The following is a 15,066-nucleotide window of genomic DNA, read 5'->3' on the forward strand; positions in this document are numbered from 1 at the left end:
TCGGAAGGTCACACCAACCGGGACACATAATTTCACAGCAAGGCCCTGTAGCGCAGTTGGTTAGCGCGCCGCCCTGTCACGGCGGAGGTCGCGGGTTCAAGTCCCGTCAGGGTCGCAGTTGCCTCGGCAACGCGATGGCTCTGTAGCTCAGTTGGTAGAGCGTTCGACTGAAAATCGAAAGGTCACCGGATCGATGCCGGTCGGAGCCACCACCCCGGGAGCCGCTAGAAATAGCGGCTCCCATTCTTTTTGCCCTGAGGTCGTCACGACCCAAAAGAAGGCCATTACCTCCATTACTACCCACATTCAAAGTCAATTGCGCACCCACGCTACATAGGCGTAATCCCCGCGATAGATTTCACAAATCAGGCCCCACCTCGGTTGAGGTGGGGCCTTTTTCCGTTTTCAGGCTTTCGCAGACGCTCGCCATATGTCAAGAATCGACTCGGGCAAGCTAAGCGCCGCAGCGACCGCCCCAGGACTCTCATAAAGCATCTCTGCCTCCATGAGCTCTACAGGGTCCACAAGTAACTCCGCCGCAAACCTGTTCGCCTGCCGCTCGTCCCGCTCCCGGCTGTGAGGATTAACCCGCCAGTCATGCCCATGATGGATATGTCCAAGCTCATGCGCCAACGCCACCCGTTGCGTCATGATCGAGCGATGCTGATTGATCAGGATCCTGTCGTCCAGCAGTAGGCCGGTGTAGCGGGACATTGACACCCACTCCACCTTGTAGCCCGCAGCTTGGGCCATCTCGATCAGGGCATCCATGCATCCTCCATCAGGGTTGGGTTTCTTGAGCTTCGGACTCTTTATCATGGTCAGCCTCGCTTGCTGCCAGGACGAAGTCTTTTATATCCGCTCCCACTGACAGCGCCAGGTAGTGCATCGTAGAGTCCATGGCTTTCTGCCGTCGTTGCGCGGGGATTCGTTCCACGAGAGTGCCGACCATGACAAGCCACTTTTCAGTTGCCGCGTCAAACTCTGGGGCGTCTGAGACGCCTAGAGCCTCGAAAATCTTCTCAAGAGACTTGCTGTTCGGCCTTGTTGCGCCACGCTCGATGTTTGAGATGGTTTGCCGACTGATCCCGGTCGCATCTGACAGTTCTTGCTGGCTGATTCCTAGGCGCTCACGAATGTCCGCGATGGTCGCAGCCGCCTCGACACGCTCCGCCTGAGTCATGTCGGCGATCTTTTTTCTTGACATTGTGAACCCCTGGTTACTAGTAGTGAATACGCCAAAATAGTACCTCACAATTTGACATTCCGTCAATTGTAGCGGGTGAAAGATGACATTAATGCTTGCGTCCATGTCAAAAGTTAGGCAGGATATTTGACATGGCACAGCAAACAAACAACACCGGCACATCACTGAGGAGCCTACGTCGCCTCGCCGGACTCACACTCGAAGACGTAGCCGCCCAAGCAGACACATCAGTCTCCTACCTTTCCAAAGTAGAAACCGGCAGGTACGAACCCACAAGGGTTTACGTCGCCAAAGTCACCGCGATCATCGCAGACGCCCTCGCCAAGACTGCCGCCTAACACACTCCCCCTCCCCCTTGTTTCACCAAGACCGTCGTACGGCGGCACCCACACCAAGTGGGCCTAGAACAGAAGGACACTTCCATGTCTGAAACGAGTTTTGTCATGCTTCGTCGCATCATCCGTGCTGAGTCCCTGCAAATGGGCATCAAAATGTCCAGCCGGGCAGCTGACCGTATCGCAGGGCAGCTTCTCGAGGCGGAAGCTTTCAAAGCCTGGTGCGCGGACATCGACGCACAGGACGTAGAGCTATTCGGGTCGATCAGTGAACCGCACTCGGACCCCACCGCACGCACAGCAATCCAGCGCATCCTCCGCAAGCAATTCCAATTAGAAAGGCAAGCAGCATGAACACCGACAAGTACACTCCGCGTCACGCGAAACCCGGCTGGAATGTGGAGCACACCATCTACCAACGCGCATTCCACGAAGGAATCGCCGCCCGACGCAAAAAACTTGGTATCACACCACGACACGCAAGGGACGAAGGCCCCGTGAATCCTGATGTAGTTACTGCCGCTTGAGCGGAGATGATTTTTTTCGCTGTATCCCGCTAGAGATAGCACCCCGATAAACCAAAGCCCACCAGCGACCACTGGTGGGCTTCGACATTCCCGAAAGGAAACCGTAATGAATCTGTCCATTGTACCAACGATTGAGCGCTCAGACGATGGTGCTCTTGTCGTTTCATCCGAGCAAATCGCCGAGGGGTCAGGCGTCCAACACAAGAACGTGCTGGAGCTCGCAGCGACCCACATGGCGAGTCTTCAACGATTTGGGACGGTCGCGTTTGAAACGCGACCGTTGCCAGGCGGCGGAAACCCAGTCCGAATCGCTCTGCTGAATGAGCAGCAAGCAACCCTACTCATGACCTTTATGCGGAACACCGAGCAAGTCGTCGCTTTCAAAGTCGCTTTGGTGGATGCCTTCTACCAGATGGCTAAAACCCTGAGGCCGACTGTCCCGCAAACCTACGCCGAAGCCCTACGCGCCGCAGCCGACGCAGCCGACGCAGCCGACGCACTATCCCAGAAAGAGCAAGTCATCGCACTACTGGAGCCGAAAGCAGCGTCGTGGGATTCGGTCGTGTCATCTGCCGGGTCGTGGTCCTTCAATGATGCCGCGAAAGTGCTGCATGAGTCGGGGCAGATCGACATTGGCGAGAAGCGCCTAGTCCGCGCACTCGTGGACTGGGGGTACCTGTACCGAGACCACAAAAAGCGCCCTCACGTGTACCAGCGCTTTGTAGAGCAGGGACTTTTCGTCGCTAAAGCCCGCACCTACAAAGATCTAAAAACCGGCATCGAAATGGCGTCATCAGCCCCACAAGTACGCATCACCGGTAAAGGCCTAGACATGATCCGCACCCGCATCACCGCAAACAAGGAGGTCACAGCATGAGTACGCCTCTGATGATGAGCGTCGCTGAATTCGCTCAGCTGCACCGGATCAGTGAAACGACGGTGCGGGATTGTATCCGTGGCGAGTCGGCGACGTATCCGCCTTTGCAGTGTAAGCGGGTGGGGTCGTCGCGGAAGTCACGGATTTATATCACTGCTGAGCAGGCTGCTGAGTGGCGTGCAGCTTTGCCGGATGCGTGAGGGGGCCTGATGGTTGACCGTTATGAGTCCTGGTTGGCGAACGAGGTTGATCGCCGCTGGGAGAGAACACAATCCGAAAACGAAATCGAGAACGAGGAATCATGAGAACCCAAATCGTTGGGGCCGCTACGGTGGCCCTTTTTCTTTGCCCAATTCCTGCGCTCGCGGGCGGCAGCGACAGTCCTACCCCGTACACGGTGGGGGTGGAGGGGATTAGCTTCCCGAAGCCGTTGGAAGCGCACGGGCACGTGAACATTCGCACCGAGCAGGGACCCTTTGGTATCCACTTTGACCCGAATAACAACCACCCTGGCGGCGCGTGGATTGGCGAGACCTTTATGCCCTGGTCGGCCTTTAGTGATGCTCCCCTGTGCGTCGAGTGGGTGCAGGTCCACGGGTACAACGCTCACTTCGGTGAAGCAGGTCAGGCTCCTGTGGGTCCTGGTTGCGGGCCTTCCGTCGAGGATGCGCAGCCAGAACCCACCGAGGAACCTACGCCGGACCCAACAGAGGAACCGTCTGAGGAACCCACTCCCGAACCAACCCCAGAGCCGGAACCCACTCCCGAACCAACCCCGGACCCGGAGCTGGAAGAACCGACTGAGGACCCGACCCCTGACCCGGAGCCAACCGATGAACCAGAACCCCAACCAGACCCCGAACCCGAACCTACGCGCCCGGAGAAGCCAGCCCCGCAGTGGTATGGGGACAAGTCATACGACTGTGAATCCGGGCTGGTCACGGTCCACGACTACCGCGCTGACTGGGTGTGGGACGACGGCGAATGGGTCCTCGGCGATTTCGAGTACGCCTCTGAATCGTTCGGTCCCATCGACCAACCCGTCTGCGACGACGACAGCGAGGACCCGGTTGATGAAGGGGTGGGAGAGGCCATCGTGGTCGACCGCCCTGACCCCGTGGACACTGACCCATCACCTGCACCAAGCGCGCCTGCACCAGACCAGCCAGAGGGTGATGACCCTCAGCCTGCATCTACACCATCGGCTGAGACTGGCCGGGCTGTCCTAGCCGAAACCGGCATCGAAGACAAGCTAGTCGCCGCCGCGGCTTTGCTGTTCCTCGGGGGTCTCGCACTCCTCACATTCAGGGGACGCAAATGAAACGCCACCTACCAGCCCTACTAACCATCCTGCTCATCATCGCGACCCTACTCATCTGGGCAGGCCTCGCACACGTCCTACAAATCCCCCTCTGCGACCCCGCCTTACCACTGGAGGAATGCACACCATGACCGACTTTGACCAAAACCTACGCGACAAGGGCCTGACAGATGCCGAAATCTGGGCAGGCTACACACGCCTAATCGACGCACTCAAGGAGATGGCATGAGCATCAAGAGAATCGCCGCGCACCTGGCCCCAATCGGCGAGGCGCACGACACCACGATCACAGGGCAAACCTTCCGCGTCACCGACATCGCATACGAAGCCCGCACCTACCACGACGGTGTACAAACCGCGTGCTTCGCCATCGGCATCACCAACGCCGGTGAGTACAAAACAACCGAGATCGACCTCACGGACCCACCAAAATGGTGCCCACCAACCCCGGTGTGGTTCGCGGAAATCGCCTCCGACATGGAAAACCAGGTGAAACACAATGCCTAGAAAACCGGGCGTCTACTACGACGTGCCTAACGGTGAGTATCACCGGGGCTTGATCGAGGTCGCTGATAAGAATGGCGTCAAGGTCAAGCCTTTGTCGTCTACCGGTGCGAAAGTGCTGGTGAAGGAATCCCCAGCCGATTACCTGTGGTCTTTGCAGAATCGGGTGGAGAAGAAAGCCTTCGACCTGGGATCAGCTGCGCATGAGCTGATCCTTGAGGGTGGCCTCATGACGGTCGAGGTTTACCAATTCGACTCGTGGCGCACGAAGGAGGCCCGCGCTGCCCGTGACGAGTGCTACGCCGCTGGCGGTGTCCCGATGCTTAAGCATGAGCTTGACGTGGCGTACAAGATGGCGGACGCGGTCAAAGCACACAAGCTGGCGTCAGCGCTGCTCACTGAGGGTCGCCCCGAGGTGTCGGCGCTGGTATGGGACGAGGAATACCAAGTGTACTTCCAAGTCCGTTTCGACTGGCTACGCAGTGACGGTTTGATCGTGGACTTGAAAACCGCGAGGGACGCCAACCCCCGCGAATTCAACCGCAGCATCGCCGCACTCTCCTACCACCTGCAAGCATCCCTGTACCTAAGAGCCGCTGACCTGCTCGGCCTACAGCCGCCCGGGTATGGGTGGATCGTCGTCCAAAACGAAGCCCCTTACCACGTCGCGGTCATCGAATACTCCGAGATCGACCGCACCTACGGTGACCTACTCATGCACACCGCCCTACGCAAATACGCAGACGGCATCCATCAGGGGCACTGGCCAGCCTACGACGGCATCTACACGTCAGAGCTACCCAAATACGCAGAACACGAAGCAGAAGGACTTTCCAATGAATGAAATCACCGTGCGTCATGACCCTGGCGCTGAGATCGCCGCAAGCAAAGAATGGGCCACAACAATGGCCACCTCATCTTTGCTCCCAGCGGCTTTCAAGGGCAACCCCGCGAACCTTTTCTACGCGGTGGAACTCGCAGACGCCCTCACGATCCCCCGGATCAACGCGGTCACCAACATCCACGTCATCTCAGGGAAACCAACCATGTCAGCTGACCTCATGGTCGCCCTGGCACGCAACGCCGGACACAAGGTACGTTTCCACACCGCACCGGACGGCAAAGCCGTGAAAGCAGAACTCATCCGCGCCGACGACCCCGACTTCGTTTTCGAGTCCGTATGGACGTGGGACCGCGCAGTCGCAGCGAAACTCACCGCCAAAGACACGTGGAAGAACTTCCCACAAGCGATGCTCCGGGCGCGCGCAGCATCCGAGGTCATCCGGCAAGGCGCATCCGAAGTCCTCGTCGGCGTGATCTACACACCAGACGAACTCGGCGCGGAGGTCGACAAAACCGGCGCACCAGTGCAGGACCGCACACGCTCCGCTTTCGCGATGGCGGCAGAACCCGCACCCGAACCCGCCGAGGAGCCTTTCGAACTCGGCGAGATCGAATACACCGAGGAGGTGTCGTGAGGCTCATTTACACGTGGCCGATCATCGATGATTCGCTGTCTCGGCGGGATCTTCGACGTGAAGGCCTTGATGAGTATAAGCACTTCGCGCATGCGGCTGGTTTCCGGGTCATCGGGAGGCCAGCCGTTCTTTTTTCCCAGACAGCTGAGGGTCCAAGGCTGCGAATATCGGCGGAGGTGGCGCGTGGACGCGACAGAAAAGTGGCTTGAACGAAACCAGGACCGCGTATGGCTCCTCACCGTACTCGCAAGAGGCATCGAGAAGCGATTCGGTGACACACCCGCACTACAAGCAAAAAGAAGGGCAGAAATCGCATGACCGTCATCCTCTACACCCAACCGGGGTGTGGGCCTTGTGTCGCCCAAGCACGGGCACTGACTAAGCACGGCATCACTTTTGAGACCGTGAATATCCGCGAAACCCCTGAAGCAGCCGAGCGTATCGCTGCCCTGGGCGCGACCTCCACACCCGTCATCGAAGTCACCACACCCCTCGGCTCCTGGTACTGGGCTGGCTTCAGCCTTGACAAGACCAAACACCTACAACAACTACAGAACGGACAATGAAATGGCACAGATCAGCTTTCAAGGCCGCATCATCGGGCAACCCGAACTCAAATTTTCGCAGGCAGGCAAACCCCTACTGCGCTTCCGCACGGTGGAAAACTCACACCGCCAAATCGACGGCGAATGGAAAGACGTAGGTGCCGCGTGGCGTGACGTAACCGTCTTCGGGAAGCAGGCTGAGCACCTTGCCGAGCACCTCGCAGATAAGCAAATCGTCGCTATCTCAGGCCGCTTGGATGCCCGTGAGTGGGAGAAGCAGGACGGGACGAAGCAAACCTCTTTCGAGGTCCTAGCCGACGTCGTGGGCATCGTCCCCGCCCGACAACAAGCCCCAACCCAGCCGCCCACTCCCTCCCCCGCACCTGACCCGTGGGGCGCACAAAACGGCGGCTTCCCAGAGAAAGCACCCTTCTGATGAAAGCCATACCTCTCACCTGCGGGGTGTGCGGCCTCGATATCCAATACTCACCCATGCCACGCACACAGCAAAAGCTGGTGTACCGGCACCAACAAAAGTGCAAAGGACGGAAAAATGCCTGACCTCGAAAGCCCACTAAGCGGCCACTTCTACTGCTCACCAGAAGTAAAGGAAGGTACGCGAGGATGGCGAGAAGTCGTCGCACTCGGGGACGCGATCTACGAATGGGGTCTTATCAGCGTCTACTGGAGTCCCCAAAACCGCCGCTATTTCTGGCACGCAGACACCGGGTGCTCTTGCAACGGGTGGGGTGAGAACCTCACGAGCATGGCGGACTTCAACGACGGAGACAGAAACGCTGTCAGGTCCGCCCTTCGCGGCTTCGCGCAAGAGCACCCATACTACGCATCCGAAAGCCAACTGGCCGAAGCACTCAACACACTCGCCAACTTCAAGGAGGACCAGTGAGCGACTTCAAACCAGGCGACCGAGTGCGGGTGAAGGCAAACCACACCGTACATGGAGGCAGAGAGGCATGGATCAGAGAGAGCTCAGATAGCTGCTGTGGCTATGAGGTCCTTTTGGAAGGCGCGAAGGAAACCGTTTGGATTCCTCCTTCATATCTCATATCGCTAGCTACAACCACACCCCCTGTCCGTGAGGTCACTTTGACGACAGCGGCTTCCCTGATTTCTGGGGACCGCGCCAAAGACTACGGTGATGCGGCTGAGTCTTTCACGAGACTAGCCGCACTCTGGACCCCCATCCTCGGCGTGGATGTGACCCCGGAGCAGGTTGCCCTGTGCCTTACCCAGCTGAAAATCTCCCGCCTTGTCGGCACCCCCGGTCACACAGACTCGTGGGTGGACGCGGCCGGATACATCGCACTCGGCAGCGAAATCGCAGCACGGGGGCGTGATGAAGGTTGATTTCCTGATCCCACAAGCGATGATCCTCACATCGAATCAAAGACTGAATCCGCATGTGAAGGCAAAGAAAACGAAGGCCCTGAGACAACTCGCTGAGAGTGAATCTCGGGGCCTTCGTGGTCCCACCCCATGCCGCGTCATCGCCTGGCTTGGGTTCCAGGACAGACGCCGACGGGACGCCCCAAATTGGTGGCCAACGATCAAAGCGCTCATTGACGGGATGGTCGACGCCGGGGTGTGGGAAGACGACAACTCAACGATCATTCAAGGCCCTGACCACAGAATCCTTGACTACCGGTGCCAGAAAGGACACGTCTACGTGTCCATTGAAATAGGGCCACCTGAACCTGCGCGTTCAAGTTTTCTTGAACACGCAAAAAGTTGAACACCCCTTTTCTGGGTTGATCTTGCACCCCCACTTTTTGGGGGTGCTTGGCGTATCCAGAAAACCCGATCCCCGGAGCGCATCCGGAAAAACCGATACCAGATAAGGAGAACCCCCAATGACCCGCAACCGTGAATCCTGGGCACACCACGCAACGCAACCCGCAGCAGTAGACACGATGCTCACCGACATCCCCCGCACCCGAAACACGCCCGAAGAACTACGCCTCGCCGCAGCGTGCGTGCACCGGCACGCACCCGCCACCGCCCGCCTACAAATCCTCAAAACCCTAGGACTCTCATGACCGCCTACGACTGGCAGACAGACGCGATCTGCGCACAAACAGACCCCGAACTCTTCTTCTCACCAGACCCGAAAGAACTCCAGGCGGCAATGAATCTCTGCGGCACATGCCCCGTCATCAAACAATGCGCCGACCTCCGCAAACAAGAAAACCACCGCTACGGCATATGGGCCGGCCAATACTACTCAGACTCCAGCACACCACGGACACCCAAAAAACGGGGTCTAACACCATCCTTCGACCACGAATACGCCCGCGACCTCGCAGCACAAGGCATCCCCCGTAAGCAAATCGCCCAGCAACTCGGCTGCACAAAAGCGGCCCTCGACTACGCCCTGAACCCAAAAAGGAAAACGAAATGACCACCTTCCAACAAAAACACGGACGACCAAAACCACCCAAAATCTGGGGCGGCTTGGGACGCCTTCAGTACGAGATCGCCCGCCCCCACGTCCTCACGATATTCAAAGCCCGCAAATCTTCACTGTGGGCGGTCAGCTCCAAAGGCTACGAAATCCACGCCTTCGACACGCGCGCTGAAGCAATCACCTGGGCACAAAAACACGCCCACAACCGCAATGAATCAGGAGGTGAGGTAAGTGGCGCGTGAATACGCGAAAGTGAAAGCCGGGATCTGGCAAGACGACGACTTCCGGGCACTGCCACCCCACGCACAACACCTGTACTTCGTGATCCTCACAGACCCGAAACTCTCCTACTGCGGCGTCACCGACTGGCGACCCAAAAGATTGCTCCCCCGGTCTGCCGGGTGGGAAATGCAAGCCTTAGAAGAAGCCGCTGCAATCCTCATGGATCGACGGTTGCTAATCATTGACGAGGACACTGAAGAAGTACTTGTGAAATCGTTTCTCCGCCACGACGGGGTAATGGCCCACAATAAACTGTGCGTGTCCGCGATGCTGGCTTATGGAGAAGTCGCTTCAAATACTATTCGGGGCATTATTGTCCACGAATTAAATCGCCTTGCAGAAGAGTTTCCAGCGTGGCCGACGTGGGAGCGAGAGCAGGTGAAGGAGGTGCTGAAGCGGCAACCTTTGGACCCGTGGAGCGAACAGTTAGGGAACCCATTTGGGTGTGCGTTAGACCCTAACTTAGCCACCCCATTAGCCCCTAGGTTAGCCCCTAACGCCTCGAGCGGTTTGGGAGTGCCCTACAACAACAACAGCAACAGCAACATAACAACAACAACATATGGGCACGACACAGCCGCACCCAAGCGCGCACGGAAGGCACCGGCTACGCCCATCCCTGCCGGGTGGGCACCCACCGAAGCCCACGGCGTCAAGGCTCAAGAGCTAGGGGTGGATCTTCATACAGAGAAAGAGAAATTCATTGCACACGCACAAGCGAACGACAGGAGGCAAGTGAAATGGGATGCCGCTTTTAATCAATGGCTTATTAAGTCGGCTGAATACAAACAGACCCGCACGCCAAACGGTGGCGGGTTTTCTTATGCCCGGAATCCTTCACAAGACGCGATTGATCTTGCGAGGGAACTTTACGAGCGCGAAACAAGATTGGAGATTGAATCATGAGTGGGAAATTACCTGAGAGTGTCGTGGCAATGCTTTTCGCACGGATCGCGGCTTTGGATTCCAGGAAGACGACGATTGAGGCGGTGCAGGCGTTTGCGGCTGCACTGGTGCCGATGACGGCGGAGGACGCGGTGAAAGCGATTGACTTTCATCGGGAGACTTCCAGCGAGTGGCTGATGCCCGTGCACATCAATCGCATCGTGAAGGCGTGGCGTGAGGAGCGTGTACGGCAGGCAGGGCAACTGATCCCACCGCCAGAGCTTGCGGACGACCCGGTCGCTGAAATCAAGTGGCGGCGTCAGATGGTGGAGGCCATCGCGGACGGGACACGCACACTGAGGGAGGTGACGGCATGACCCTGGCAAACCCCGAAGCAGAAGCAGGCATCATCTGCGGTGTGCTGCACGGGCGGCCAGAAGAGCAAGACCGCATCCTGAAAGCCCTTACCCCCCGTGACTTTCACACCCCAGCACACGAAGACATCTGGGCAACCCTCAAAGCCATGCAGGCTGAGGGGCGTGTCATCGACGGAATCACTGTCATGTCCGGGCTGGCAAAACACGGCCACCAAAACCACCAGGCTTTGATCCCGGACATTATGACGATGGGCACCCCAGCAGTGAGCGCTTTGGCGTATGCGAAGGACGTGAAAGACCTCGCAGTGCGCCGGAACCTGCAAGCCATGGGCACTAGGGTGCAGCAACTCGCGGAAGCACCCGACGCGACCCCCGCCGAGCTCGCCGCAATCGCACAGCAAGAACTCGACGCCGCTTACACAGCGGAGGAGGAAACCAAAACACACGCACAGGATCACGTAACAGCGGTTCTCAGCGACTTAGAGGACCCAACCCCACCCCAGGGCATCCAATGGCCATATCGTGACGCACAACGGATTCTCGCGCCGATGCAAGGCGGGCAGTACATCGTGATCGGTGCTAGACCAGCCGTCGGTAAATCCGTCGCTTTGGCGGACATCGCACGGGACGCCGCAATCCGACAAAGGAAAACCGTCGTCATCTTCTCCCTAGAAATGTCCTCACAGGAATACACCCGACGCATGATCGCAGCCGAAGCCGGTGTGCGCTTCAAAAACATGCAATCCAAAACCCTCACCCCAGCGGACTGGGACAAAATCACCCCAGCCGCAGAAAGGATCGCCCAAGCGCCACTCCACATTATCGATGACGTGTCCTGCACAACCGCCGACATACGCTCCCGTGTCCGCGAGCTGAAAGCTGACCTGATCGTGCTCGATTACATCCAAATCGGGACTATGGACCCCGCTGACAAAGACCGCAGACAAGCCCTCGAAAAGTATTCGCGGTCCCTGAAAATCATCGCCAAATCATTCAACATCCCACTGTGTACGGCTGCGCAACTCAACCGAAACGCCGCCAGTCCTGACACGCCCCCGCGCATGTCAGACCTCCGCGAAACAGGGGCCCTAGAGCAAGACGCCGATGTGATCATCCTCCTCCACCGCCCAGACCAAGAACAACCAGAATCACCCCGCGCAGGCGAAGTCGACTACATCGTCGCGAAACACAGAAACGGACCCACCGGCACCATCACCCTCGCCGCCCAGCTCCACTACACACGATTCACCAACCTCGCACACCAAGGAGAACCGAAATGACCCGCGCTCACGTTAAGCGCCCTGTGTGGGCGTGGCACTGCGACAGATGCGGCGTAGCAAGCGGCGACTTCGCCTACAACCAGCAGTACCTTCCAACCCCCGACGAGATGCGGGCACGCGGTTGGTACATCGCAGAAAAATGGGGCGACCTATGCGCCCACTGCTCACAAACCCCACCCATCGAAGAGCCCCCATCATGAACAGCTTCGTCCGCATGTGTGGTATCTGCACATGGGAAACCCCACCCCAACACGCATACGACACAGCCCACTCAGCCCTCTGGGGCCACTACCACACGGCACACCCCTACACACGCACTCACGCAGGAAAACTGAGGAGAAAACCATGACCGACCACGCACAAGAAGCCCTCCAGAGGGTACTCAACCTGCACAGGCGTTCTAGTGCAGTATTTTCGTGGCGAGACGGACCCCGCTACGAGGACCCTTGCCCTGAATGTGACGGGAGGCCAGGTGTTCATGAGTGCGGATGTTGGGCACCCCGACAAATTGAGTACGTGTGTGCCGAATGTCACCGACTAGGCAGTGGGTCGCGGGGAATCTATGACTACACATGGCCCTGCCCAACCATCCAAGCCCTCGAAGGAGAACCCACATGACCGACTACACGCCAACCACCGAGGAAGTACGCCAAGACTTCGCTTACCCATGGGAAGGCTTCAAGCAGGACAAGCAAGGACGACTCGAAGCCTTCGACCGGTGGATCAACCGGCGCGACCGGAAAGTCAAAGCGAAAGCGCTACGTGACGCCGCCGACGCCATTGAAAGATTGGCACGGGAAACAACCCACGTCCGCGTGACCGAGCACGTACTAGTAGACGTCGGCGCACCTGGTGTGCTCCGGGAATATGCCCGACTTTTCACGGAGGAATCATGACCATCCCACAACGCGTCCAGCGCCGCCGCACAAAGGGGTGGCGTATGCCAGACAACACCATCTACGTGGGACGCGGCTCAAAGTGGGGAAACCCATACACCCTCGAAATCATGCAGAAAAAGATAGATGAATTGGCCGGATTATTTGAAACGGAGTCATCTATCAGCGCCCGAGAAATGGCTGTTGAAGCGTTCCGATGCGACATGAAGTACGGGCCAGAGTCGGCTTGGTGGTGGTACGGCCCACACATGAAAATCTTGACTGCGCTCAAGCACTTGCACGATCTACGCGGCAAGAACCTCGCTTGCTGGTGTCCACTCGACCAGCCCTGCCATGCAGACGTTTTACTCGAACTCGCCAACACGGAGGGATCATGACTTCGACGCCAACCGGTGTGCCCATCATCCAATGCGGCACCTGCAACCGCACTCACCCCCAAGGCCGGGCACACTGCACCCAATGCGGGCAGGCAAGCCTTTTCCTCGCCCACGGGAAATGCCGCAACTGCCAACGCCACAACAACCAGGAGGACCAATGACCACACCACGCGAACAACTCGCCAAACTGATCTTCTTTCACGACAACTGCGACACCCCGAGGGAAAACCTTGAAACAGACTGGAGAAACAACCCGCCAGTCACCGACTACACATGGCCCATCGCCGACGCAATCATCGCCGCCGGCTGGCAACCACCACCCACTAGACCCAGCCAAACAATCCCATACCTCGACAACTAAACCCGCCCCACACGGCGGGTTTTTCACACCCAAAACCAGAAAGGCAAAGCCATGACCGCTGAACTTCAAGCCATGTGGCAAACCATCTCAGACGCTTACCCCTACGTGCGCGCCACCCTAGAAAAAGGCACCCGACCATCCGACGGAATGCCCGGCGCGAAACCAGACCCCCGCAAAACACCCTGCAACCTCGCCGCCCTCTCATGGCTCGAACAATGTGACAGGCTCGCAATCGCATGGGCAGAAGACAGGGAATCACCAGCAGCAGCCCGCAAATGGCTCAGCACCCACACACCCGACCTCGACCCAGACGCCCTCCTCGACTACCAAACCGAAACACACACCATCCACAACGGCGCACTCCAACACCTACCAGCACACGAAAAAACCCGCGCACTCACCCAAGAACAAATAGCCGGAGTGTATTGCGCCACCATCCAAGAAACCCGTCTCGCCCTCGCAGCGCTCGGCCACCAAGTGCCACTGGACACAATCAAAACCTGGTCCAAGCGCGGACACCTCACCAAAACCCAAGCAGGATACCCACTCGCCCAAGCCCTAGAAAGGATCACCAAATGACGCTCGCGCTCGCACTAACCGGAGTAGTGTTTCTCGCCCTCGCAATCATCATGAGTATTCTCGCGGAAGAATCAAGCCGCTGGAATACCACCAAGATCTACGCGCGAATCGGATACATCGCCCTCGCACTATCCACAACAGCCTTCCTCACATCCATCTGGACACACGCCCTCACATAGTTTGCGTTGCACTAGACAAACACCGCATGAACCCTTACCTTTGTCATAGTGGCAGTTTCATACACTGAAGCCACCACACGCCAGCCGCCACTGAGCGGCATTTTTTATGCCCAAACACAGGGCAAGCCCAGACCATCAGACGGCACCCGGGAGCAAGACCCGGCTGGGCACCACACACACGCAGCCCACCACACGGGCACACACACTTCCCTCACCCGCCACAAACAATCGCGCGGAAACGCACGGCGCAGAGTGAGGGAGCACAACACACCGGAGGGGGGAACAATGACCACCTCCCGCACAGGCACCACCCGATGGAAAAAACTCCGCCAACAAGCCATCCACCAAGCAAAACAAAACAACCAGACCCGGTGCCCAATCTGCAACACCCCCCTCAACTACAACACCCCCCTCCACCCAAAATCACCGGAGGCCGACCACATCACCCCCCACACCCACGGCGGACAAGACACACTCGAAAACATCCGCATCATCTGCAGACAATGCAACCAAAAACTCGGCGGGAAACTCGCCACCAAAACAAAAAACAAACACCAACACACCGCCAAACCCAAAACACCACACACAAAAATCAACTGGTAACACCACCAACCAGCACAAACAAACCACA

General features: G+C 58.0%; 30 protein-coding genes and 2 tRNA genes. 30 read left to right on the forward strand and 2 right to left on the reverse strand.

Translation table 11 applies throughout. The features are described from left to right. Positions 1–41 precede the first annotated feature (41 nt). Together JDEN_RS11405 and JDEN_RS11410 are read left to right on the forward strand one after the other, a co-directional pair. A tRNA-Asp gene (locus JDEN_RS11405) sits at positions 42–115 on the forward strand. A gap of 21 nt (positions 116–136) precedes the next feature. Further along, positions 137–212: transfer RNA gene (locus JDEN_RS11410), tRNA-Phe, on the forward strand. Between the two features lie 193 nt (positions 213–405). On the opposite strand, the gene JDEN_RS13230 is transcribed toward JDEN_RS11410, so the two are convergent. Further along, positions 406–771: an ImmA/IrrE family metallo-endopeptidase gene (locus tag JDEN_RS13230; protein WP_015772533.1), complete on the reverse strand. Its 366-nt coding sequence runs from the start codon at positions 769–771 to the stop codon at positions 406–408. A 10-nt stretch (positions 772–781) separates the two neighbouring features. Next, positions 782–1,207, reverse strand: a complete 426-nt coding sequence (locus JDEN_RS11420) for a helix-turn-helix domain-containing protein (protein WP_015772534.1) — start codon at positions 1,205–1,207, stop codon at positions 782–784. A 131-nt stretch (positions 1,208–1,338) separates the two neighbouring features. Between JDEN_RS11420 and JDEN_RS11425 the strand changes: the two genes are divergently transcribed. The 28 genes from JDEN_RS11425 (at position 1,339) to JDEN_RS13720 (ending at position 15,038) form a co-directional block, all read left to right on the forward strand. After that, positions 1,339–1,545: a helix-turn-helix domain-containing protein gene (locus tag JDEN_RS11425; RefSeq protein WP_015772535.1), complete on the forward strand. Its 207-nt coding sequence runs from the start codon at positions 1,339–1,341 to the stop codon at positions 1,543–1,545. Positions 1,546–1,629: 84 nt separating this feature from the next. Beyond that, on the forward strand, positions 1,630–1,896 hold the full coding sequence (locus JDEN_RS11430) for a hypothetical protein (RefSeq protein WP_015772536.1): 267 nt from the start codon (positions 1,630–1,632) through the stop codon (positions 1,894–1,896). Next, positions 1,893–2,069 (forward strand): hypothetical protein, encoded by a 177-nt coding sequence (locus JDEN_RS13905; RefSeq protein WP_015772537.1) that lies wholly within the window; start codon positions 1,893–1,895, stop codon positions 2,067–2,069. The genes JDEN_RS11430 and JDEN_RS13905 overlap by 4 nt, the downstream gene beginning before the upstream one ends. A 106-nt stretch (positions 2,070–2,175) precedes the next feature. Further along, positions 2,176–2,946, forward strand: coding sequence for a phage antirepressor KilAC domain-containing protein (locus tag JDEN_RS13235; protein ID WP_015772538.1), 771 nt, complete (start codon positions 2,176–2,178; stop codon positions 2,944–2,946). Then, positions 2,943–3,146, forward strand: a complete 204-nt coding sequence (locus JDEN_RS11445) for a hypothetical protein (protein ID WP_015772539.1) — start codon at positions 2,943–2,945, stop codon at positions 3,144–3,146. The genes JDEN_RS13235 and JDEN_RS11445 overlap by 4 nt, the downstream gene beginning before the upstream one ends. 101 nt (positions 3,147–3,247) lie before the next feature. Next, positions 3,248–4,267, forward strand: a complete 1,020-nt coding sequence (locus tag JDEN_RS11450; protein ID WP_015772541.1) for a hypothetical protein — start codon at positions 3,248–3,250, stop codon at positions 4,265–4,267. A 225-nt stretch (positions 4,268–4,492) separates the two neighbouring features. Then, positions 4,493–4,774, forward strand: a complete 282-nt coding sequence (locus tag JDEN_RS11455) for a hypothetical protein (RefSeq protein ID WP_015772543.1) — start codon at positions 4,493–4,495, stop codon at positions 4,772–4,774. Continuing rightward, positions 4,767–5,615: a PD-(D/E)XK nuclease-like domain-containing protein gene (locus JDEN_RS13240; RefSeq protein ID WP_015772544.1), complete on the forward strand. Its 849-nt coding sequence runs from the start codon at positions 4,767–4,769 to the stop codon at positions 5,613–5,615. Before JDEN_RS11455 ends, JDEN_RS13240 begins: the two co-directional genes overlap by 8 nt. Continuing rightward, entirely contained in the window at positions 5,608–6,249 is a 642-nt protein-coding gene (locus JDEN_RS11465; protein WP_015772545.1) for a hypothetical protein, read from the forward strand. The genes JDEN_RS13240 and JDEN_RS11465 overlap by 8 nt, the downstream gene beginning before the upstream one ends. A 314-nt stretch (positions 6,250–6,563) precedes the next feature. Further along, on the forward strand, positions 6,564–6,815 hold the full coding sequence (locus JDEN_RS11475) for a glutaredoxin family protein (RefSeq protein WP_015772410.1): 252 nt from the start codon (positions 6,564–6,566) through the stop codon (positions 6,813–6,815). 1 nt (position 6,816) lies between these two features. After that, positions 6,817–7,230: a single-stranded DNA-binding protein gene (locus JDEN_RS11480; protein ID WP_015772411.1), complete on the forward strand. Its 414-nt coding sequence runs from the start codon at positions 6,817–6,819 to the stop codon at positions 7,228–7,230. A gap of 117 nt (positions 7,231–7,347) precedes the next feature. Further along, a complete protein-coding gene (locus tag JDEN_RS11485; RefSeq protein WP_015772412.1) occupies positions 7,348–7,701 on the forward strand; it encodes a DUF7574 domain-containing protein in 354 nt (117 codons plus the stop codon). Between the two features lie 200 nt (positions 7,702–7,901). Further along, a complete protein-coding gene (locus tag JDEN_RS13715; protein ID WP_041288482.1) occupies positions 7,902–8,162 on the forward strand; it encodes a DUF6378 domain-containing protein in 261 nt (86 codons plus the stop codon). Then, positions 8,152–8,547 (forward strand): RusA family crossover junction endodeoxyribonuclease, encoded by a 396-nt coding sequence (locus JDEN_RS11495; protein ID WP_015772414.1) that lies wholly within the window; start codon positions 8,152–8,154, stop codon positions 8,545–8,547. The genes JDEN_RS13715 and JDEN_RS11495 overlap by 11 nt, the downstream gene beginning before the upstream one ends. A gap of 118 nt (positions 8,548–8,665) precedes the next feature. Next, positions 8,666–8,851: a hypothetical protein gene (locus tag JDEN_RS11500; protein ID WP_015772415.1), complete on the forward strand. Its 186-nt coding sequence runs from the start codon at positions 8,666–8,668 to the stop codon at positions 8,849–8,851. Then, the gene (locus JDEN_RS13250) at positions 8,848–9,213 is read left to right on the forward strand and encodes a WhiB family transcriptional regulator (RefSeq protein ID WP_015772416.1); all 366 of its coding nucleotides are present in this window, start codon (positions 8,848–8,850) and stop codon (positions 9,211–9,213) included. The genes JDEN_RS11500 and JDEN_RS13250 overlap by 4 nt, the downstream gene beginning before the upstream one ends. After that, positions 9,210–9,461: a DUF2188 domain-containing protein gene (locus JDEN_RS11510; RefSeq protein ID WP_015772417.1), complete on the forward strand. Its 252-nt coding sequence runs from the start codon at positions 9,210–9,212 to the stop codon at positions 9,459–9,461. The genes JDEN_RS13250 and JDEN_RS11510 overlap by 4 nt, the downstream gene beginning before the upstream one ends. After that, on the forward strand, positions 9,451–10,407 hold the full coding sequence (locus JDEN_RS11515) for a hypothetical protein (RefSeq protein WP_015772418.1): 957 nt from the start codon (positions 9,451–9,453) through the stop codon (positions 10,405–10,407). Before JDEN_RS11510 ends, JDEN_RS11515 begins: the two co-directional genes overlap by 11 nt. Further along, on the forward strand, positions 10,404–10,763 hold the full coding sequence (locus JDEN_RS11520; RefSeq protein ID WP_015772419.1) for a hypothetical protein: 360 nt from the start codon (positions 10,404–10,406) through the stop codon (positions 10,761–10,763). Before JDEN_RS11515 ends, JDEN_RS11520 begins: the two co-directional genes overlap by 4 nt. Further along, entirely contained in the window at positions 10,760–12,043 is a 1,284-nt protein-coding gene (locus JDEN_RS11525; RefSeq protein WP_015772420.1) for a replicative DNA helicase, read from the forward strand. Before JDEN_RS11520 ends, JDEN_RS11525 begins: the two co-directional genes overlap by 4 nt. Beyond that, positions 12,040–12,243, forward strand: a complete 204-nt coding sequence (locus tag JDEN_RS13545; protein WP_015772421.1) for a hypothetical protein — start codon at positions 12,040–12,042, stop codon at positions 12,241–12,243. Before JDEN_RS11525 ends, JDEN_RS13545 begins: the two co-directional genes overlap by 4 nt. A gap of 414 nt (positions 12,244–12,657) precedes the next feature. After that, complete coding sequence (locus JDEN_RS11530; protein WP_015772423.1) at positions 12,658–12,939, forward strand: hypothetical protein; 282 nt, start codon at positions 12,658–12,660, stop codon at positions 12,937–12,939. Further along, positions 12,936–13,316 carry a DUF4326 domain-containing protein gene (locus JDEN_RS11535; RefSeq protein WP_015772424.1) on the forward strand — a complete coding sequence of 127 codons (381 nt, stop codon included), beginning with the start codon at positions 12,936–12,938 and terminating at the stop codon, positions 13,314–13,316. Before JDEN_RS11530 ends, JDEN_RS11535 begins: the two co-directional genes overlap by 4 nt. Next, positions 13,313–13,477: a hypothetical protein gene (locus tag JDEN_RS13910; protein ID WP_015772547.1), complete on the forward strand. Its 165-nt coding sequence runs from the start codon at positions 13,313–13,315 to the stop codon at positions 13,475–13,477. Before JDEN_RS11535 ends, JDEN_RS13910 begins: the two co-directional genes overlap by 4 nt. After that, positions 13,474–13,677: a hypothetical protein gene (locus JDEN_RS11540; protein ID WP_015772548.1), complete on the forward strand. Its 204-nt coding sequence runs from the start codon at positions 13,474–13,476 to the stop codon at positions 13,675–13,677. The genes JDEN_RS13910 and JDEN_RS11540 overlap by 4 nt, the downstream gene beginning before the upstream one ends. Before the next feature lie 51 nt (positions 13,678–13,728). Beyond that, a complete protein-coding gene (locus JDEN_RS11545; RefSeq protein ID WP_015772549.1) occupies positions 13,729–14,256 on the forward strand; it encodes a hypothetical protein in 528 nt (175 codons plus the stop codon). Beyond that, positions 14,253–14,435, forward strand: coding sequence for a hypothetical protein (locus tag JDEN_RS11550; protein ID WP_015772550.1), 183 nt, complete (start codon positions 14,253–14,255; stop codon positions 14,433–14,435). Before JDEN_RS11545 ends, JDEN_RS11550 begins: the two co-directional genes overlap by 4 nt. A 285-nt stretch (positions 14,436–14,720) precedes the next feature. Beyond that, the gene (locus JDEN_RS13720) at positions 14,721–15,038 is read left to right on the forward strand and encodes an HNH endonuclease (RefSeq protein WP_015772551.1); all 318 of its coding nucleotides are present in this window, start codon (positions 14,721–14,723) and stop codon (positions 15,036–15,038) included. Positions 15,039–15,066 lie beyond the last annotated feature (28 nt).

The organism is Jonesia denitrificans DSM 20603 (assembly GCF_000024065.1).
Taxonomy (GTDB): domain Bacteria; phylum Actinomycetota; class Actinomycetes; order Actinomycetales; family Cellulomonadaceae; genus Jonesia; species Jonesia denitrificans.

Coding starts and splice junctions, on each gene's coding strand:
- JDEN_RS13250 (WP_015772416.1), top strand. CDS start 8,848: ATGACCGCCTACGACTGGCAGACAGACGCGATCTGCGCACAAACAGAC.
- JDEN_RS11485 (WP_015772412.1), top strand. CDS start 7,348: ATGCCTGACCTCGAAAGCCCACTAAGCGGCCACTTCTACTGCTCACCA.
- JDEN_RS11420 (WP_015772534.1), bottom strand. CDS start 1,207: ATGTCAAGAAAAAAGATCGCCGACATGACTCAGGCGGAGCGTGTCGAG.
- JDEN_RS11520 (WP_015772419.1), top strand. CDS start 10,404: ATGAGTGGGAAATTACCTGAGAGTGTCGTGGCAATGCTTTTCGCACGG.
- JDEN_RS11475 (WP_015772410.1), top strand. CDS start 6,564: ATGACCGTCATCCTCTACACCCAACCGGGGTGTGGGCCTTGTGTCGCC.
- JDEN_RS13240 (WP_015772544.1), top strand. CDS start 4,767: ATGCCTAGAAAACCGGGCGTCTACTACGACGTGCCTAACGGTGAGTAT.
- JDEN_RS11545 (WP_015772549.1), top strand. CDS start 13,729: ATGACCGCTGAACTTCAAGCCATGTGGCAAACCATCTCAGACGCTTAC.
- JDEN_RS11465 (WP_015772545.1), top strand. CDS start 5,608: ATGAATGAAATCACCGTGCGTCATGACCCTGGCGCTGAGATCGCCGCA.
- JDEN_RS11425 (WP_015772535.1), top strand. CDS start 1,339: ATGGCACAGCAAACAAACAACACCGGCACATCACTGAGGAGCCTACGT.
- JDEN_RS11450 (WP_015772541.1), top strand. CDS start 3,248: ATGAGAACCCAAATCGTTGGGGCCGCTACGGTGGCCCTTTTTCTTTGC.
- JDEN_RS11540 (WP_015772548.1), top strand. CDS start 13,474: ATGACCACACCACGCGAACAACTCGCCAAACTGATCTTCTTTCACGAC.
- JDEN_RS11510 (WP_015772417.1), top strand. CDS start 9,210: ATGACCACCTTCCAACAAAAACACGGACGACCAAAACCACCCAAAATC.
- JDEN_RS13905 (WP_015772537.1), top strand. CDS start 1,893: ATGAACACCGACAAGTACACTCCGCGTCACGCGAAACCCGGCTGGAAT.
- JDEN_RS11430 (WP_015772536.1), top strand. CDS start 1,630: ATGTCTGAAACGAGTTTTGTCATGCTTCGTCGCATCATCCGTGCTGAG.
- JDEN_RS13910 (WP_015772547.1), top strand. CDS start 13,313: ATGACTTCGACGCCAACCGGTGTGCCCATCATCCAATGCGGCACCTGC.
- JDEN_RS11550 (WP_015772550.1), top strand. CDS start 14,253: ATGACGCTCGCGCTCGCACTAACCGGAGTAGTGTTTCTCGCCCTCGCA.
- JDEN_RS13235 (WP_015772538.1), top strand. CDS start 2,176: ATGAATCTGTCCATTGTACCAACGATTGAGCGCTCAGACGATGGTGCT.
- JDEN_RS11480 (WP_015772411.1), top strand. CDS start 6,817: ATGGCACAGATCAGCTTTCAAGGCCGCATCATCGGGCAACCCGAACTC.
- JDEN_RS13720 (WP_015772551.1), top strand. CDS start 14,721: ATGACCACCTCCCGCACAGGCACCACCCGATGGAAAAAACTCCGCCAA.
- JDEN_RS11535 (WP_015772424.1), top strand. CDS start 12,936: ATGACCATCCCACAACGCGTCCAGCGCCGCCGCACAAAGGGGTGGCGT.
- JDEN_RS11495 (WP_015772414.1), top strand. CDS start 8,152: ATGAAGGTTGATTTCCTGATCCCACAAGCGATGATCCTCACATCGAAT.
- JDEN_RS11530 (WP_015772423.1), top strand. CDS start 12,658: ATGACCGACTACACGCCAACCACCGAGGAAGTACGCCAAGACTTCGCT.
- JDEN_RS11455 (WP_015772543.1), top strand. CDS start 4,493: ATGAGCATCAAGAGAATCGCCGCGCACCTGGCCCCAATCGGCGAGGCG.
- JDEN_RS11500 (WP_015772415.1), top strand. CDS start 8,666: ATGACCCGCAACCGTGAATCCTGGGCACACCACGCAACGCAACCCGCA.
- JDEN_RS11445 (WP_015772539.1), top strand. CDS start 2,943: ATGAGTACGCCTCTGATGATGAGCGTCGCTGAATTCGCTCAGCTGCAC.
- JDEN_RS13230 (WP_015772533.1), bottom strand. CDS start 771: ATGGATGCCCTGATCGAGATGGCCCAAGCTGCGGGCTACAAGGTGGAG.
- JDEN_RS11525 (WP_015772420.1), top strand. CDS start 10,760: ATGACCCTGGCAAACCCCGAAGCAGAAGCAGGCATCATCTGCGGTGTG.
- JDEN_RS13545 (WP_015772421.1), top strand. CDS start 12,040: ATGACCCGCGCTCACGTTAAGCGCCCTGTGTGGGCGTGGCACTGCGAC.